1 protein-coding gene is annotated in these 3,483 nt (G+C 67.6%); it reads right to left on the reverse strand.

What is annotated here, in order from left to right:
* Positions 1-194 precede the first annotated feature (194 nt).
* Positions 195-2,774, reverse strand: coding sequence for a bifunctional FO biosynthesis protein CofGH (locus ACWCPQ_RS34950; protein WP_449907437.1), 2,580 nt, complete (start codon positions 2,772-2,774; stop codon positions 195-197).
* Positions 2,775-3,483 lie beyond the last annotated feature (709 nt).

Below are 3,483 nucleotides of genomic sequence, written 5' to 3' on the forward strand. Positions count from 1 at the left end.
TCGTGACCCCGGTTCTTCACTCCTGCGCTCCTCCGCTTCGCTCCCCCGCTCCGTCGCTCCAGAACCGGGGCGGGCCCCGCCTTCGTGGTGAGCCTGGCCTGCGGCGGGGCGGGCCTATCAGTTCTTCACTCCGGTACTCCAGAACCGGGCGGCCCGGTCATGGACGGGCGACCGTGCGGAGATATGAGAGAGGGCTAGACGAGTTCCAAACCCGGCACCTGGTTCCTTTTCGGTGGAACGCCGTATGTGGTGGTCCGTTCCCGCACCGGCCGGCCGATACCTTCGGCGATCTCGGTGAGTTCGGCCACCGTCTTCGCCGAACCGTGCTGTGAACCGGCCATCCGGGAGATGGTCTCCTCCATCAGCGTGCCGCCGAGATCGTTGGCCCCGCTGCTCAACATCACCCGGGTGCCGGTCGTGCCGAGTTTCACCCAGCTGGTCTGGATATTGTCGATCCGGCCGTGCAGCATGATCCGGGCCAGGGCGTGCGCGGCGCGATTGTCGCGGTTGGTTGGGCCCGGGCGGGAGGCACCGGCCAGATAGAGCGGGGCACTCTGGTGGACGAACGGGAGCAGGACGAATTCGGTGAACCCGCCCGTTTCGTCCTGGATACCGCGCAGCACCCGCAGGTGCCCGACCCAGTGGCTGGGGTTGTCCACATGCCCGTACATCATGGTCGAGCTCGACCGGATCCCGACCTGATGAGCGGTGGTGACGACATCGATCCAGGCGGAAGCGGGCAGCTTGCCCTTGGTGAGAACCCACCGCACCTCGTCGTCGAGGATCTCGGCCGCCGTTCCCGGAATGGTGCCCAGGCCGGCTTCCCGCAACGCGGTCAGCCAGTCGCGGACGCTCTCGCCGCCGCGCGAGGCACCGTTCACGATCTCCATTGGGCTGAAGGCGTGGACGTGCATGGCCGGCACCCTGGCCTTCACTGCCCGGACCAGATCCGCGTATCCCGTCACCGGCAGGTCGGGGTCGATCCCGCCCTGCATGCAGACCTCGGTGGCGCCGTCCACATACGCTTCCCACGCGCGGTCGGCGACCTCGTCGGTACTCAGGGTGAAGGCATCGGCGTCCCCCTTGCGCTGAGCGAACGCACAGAAGCGGCAGCCGGTATAGCAGATATTGGTGAAGTTGATATTGCGGTTCACCACATAGGTGACGTCGTCACCGCAGACATCGCGGCGCAACCGGTCGGCAAGGGCAGCGACGGCATCGAGGTCGGCACCGTCGGCGGTGGCCAGCGCCAGATACTGGGCGTCGGTGAGACCGGCGGGATCTCGTTCCGCAGCCCGCAGCGCGGCCGCTACATCGGCATCCAGCCGCTGCGGCGCGGCCGCCAGATCGCGGACCTGTTCGCGAATGGTGTCCCAATCACCGAAGGCGTTGTCGATATCGCTGCGGGTATCGGTATTGCGGCCGGCGGTATCGATCTCGGTATTGAGGTCGGTGCGACCCGCCGATTCCCAGCTCTCGTCGGGTTCCTGCCAGGGCAGGCCCACCGGGAGCGCGCCGGCTTTCGCCAGTCCGGTCTCCGCGTCGGTCAGGGCCGCGACGTGCGCGCCGATCCGCGGATCGATCCACGGGTTCCCGGCGCGTACATATTTCGGATGCGCGGACGTGCGCTCGACCAGTTCGAAACCGGCGGCGGCGGTGATCTCGGCGAGAGTATCCAGATTCGGCCAGGGCCGCTCGGGGTTCACGTGGTCGGGGGTCACCGGCGACACACCGCCCCAGTCATCGATACCGGCTTCCAGCAGGGCGCGGCATTCCTCACCGGAGACCAGGTTCGGCGGCGCCTGCACCGAGACGTCGGGCCCGAGCAGCAGCCGGGTCACCGCGACGGTGGCCAGGAACTCGGCGAAATCGGCGTCGGGCGCGTGCCGCATGGCGGTGTCGTCCTTGGCCCGGAAGTTCTGCACGATGACTTCCTGGATATGACCGAACGCCTTGTGCTGTTTGCGGATCGCGGCGATCGTATCGGCCCGCTCGGCCATGTTCTCGCCGATACCCACCAGGATCCCGGTGGTGTAGGGCACCGAGAGCCGGCCCGCGTCGGTGATGGCCCGCAGCCGCACCGCCGGATCCTTGTCGGGACTGCCGTAATGGCAGTTGCCCTTCTCGGTGAACAACCGCGTCGCGGTGGTCTCGAGCATCATGCCCATCGACTGCGCCACCGGTTTGAGACGCGAGATCTCCTCCCAGGACATGACCCCGGGATTCAGATGCGGCAGCAGCCCGGTCTCCTCGAGTACCAGGATGGATACCGCGCGCAGGTAGTCCAGGGTGGAGTCGTAGCCGCGTTCGTCGAGCCACTGGGCGGCCTCGGGCCAGCGGGCCTCGGGCCGGTCGCCCAAGGTGAACAGCGCTTCCTTACAACCCAGTTCGGCACCGCGACGCGCGATATCGAGCACCTCGTCGGGTTCGAGGAACATCCCGCGACCCTGGGCACGCAATTTGCCCGGCACCGTCACGAAGGTGCAGTAGTGGCAGGTGTCGCGGCACAGATGGGTCAGCGGGATGAAAACATTGCGCGAATAGGTGATCGTGCTCGGTCGCCCGGCCGATTCGAGGCCGGCGTCGCGCACCCGCGCGGCACTACGGCACAGATCAGCCAGGTCCTCGTCGCGAGCGTGCAACAGCACCGTGGCCTCGTCGACGTTCAGCGTGACCCCGTCGCGTGCCCGGCGCAGCGCCCGGCGCATGGCGGACGGGGTCGGCACGGGGGTCGGGACGGTCGGTTCGGGTAGCTCGGTCACGCCCTCGATCATGCGGCACACATCCGGAACTGTCTCCTCCCAGGTCGTTGCGCGTTCACAACCCCGGTATATCTCGGGCTATTCCACGCAGGTCGGAGCTGTGCTTATTTGCGGCGCCTGCGGCGCCGCGGGGCGGGGCCCTCGTGACCCCGGTTCTTCACTCCGGCGCTCAGTCGCTGCGCTCCTTCGCTCTGTCGCTCCAGAACCGGGGCGGGCCCCGCCTTTGTGGTGGGCCTCGCCTTCGGCGTCGTGGTGGGTCCGGCCCCGGGGGCTCGGGTTCGAATTCCGGTGAACGGTTGCTGCGGTTTTCACTCTGTTGATCCTGGACCGGGGTGGACGCCGCCTTTGTGATGGGCCTCTCGGTCCCGGTTCTCGACTCTGTTGCCCGGGGCAGCGCTCGGACGCTTCGTCGGCCCGGAAGCGGGCCGGGCCCGTCTACTCGGATGACCATCCGGAGTCGGGGAACGGCGTGCGCGGGCATGTGCCGTAACCCGGCAGCTCGCGACTCCGTACCGTCCGTGCTCGGCTACATACGTTCGTCGACTGCGGCCCCATATGCAGACCCGGCCATCGAAAACCGACGCAACCCCCCGAGTCGAGTTTTACGAGACACTTGAAAGGGTTGAGGCCCGTCTCGCCGTTCAGGCCTCGAAAGCGCATGAGCCGAAGGCTCGAGTCTCGAGGCCCCCGAAGTCTCGCCGTTCAGGCCTCGAGACTCGAG

Source organism: Nocardia sp. NPDC001965 (genome assembly GCF_053594175.1).

Bases quoted from the DNA above. Each gene is read 5' to 3' on its own strand.
- ACWCPQ_RS34950 (WP_449907437.1), bottom strand. From the start codon at position 2,774: ATGATCGAGGGCGTGACCGAGCTACCCGAACCGACCGTCCCGACCCCC.